1 protein-coding gene is annotated in these 286 nt (G+C 47.6%); it reads left to right on the plus strand.

Annotated elements, in window-relative coordinates:
- Window positions 1-286, plus strand: a 286-nt coding sequence (locus KDM89_RS21900; RefSeq protein ID WP_212689860.1) for a DUF444 family protein, incomplete at both ends; no start/stop codon positions are given.

Below are 286 nucleotides of genomic sequence, written 5' to 3' on the forward strand. Positions count from 1 at the left end.
CTACGCGAAGAAATCCGTCATTTGCGGACCAGAATCGCCGCGATTCCGTTTCTCGATCCCTTCGATCTGCGCTACAGCAATCGCATCAAAGTTCCCAAGCCAGCCAGCCAGTGTGTGATGTTTTGCCTGCTGGATGTTTCCGGTTCTATGGATGAGCAAAAAAAAGATACTGCGAAGCGCTTCTTTATTTTGCTGTATCTGTTCCTGACACGGGCTTATGAAAAAATAGAGGTGGTGTTTATCCGTCACCATACGACAGCACAGGAAGTGGATGAAAACGCTTTCT

The organism is Cognatundibacterium luofuense (assembly GCF_018139685.1).
GTDB classification, from domain to species: domain Bacteria; phylum Pseudomonadota; class Gammaproteobacteria; order Burkholderiales; family Burkholderiaceae_D; genus Undibacterium; species Undibacterium luofuense.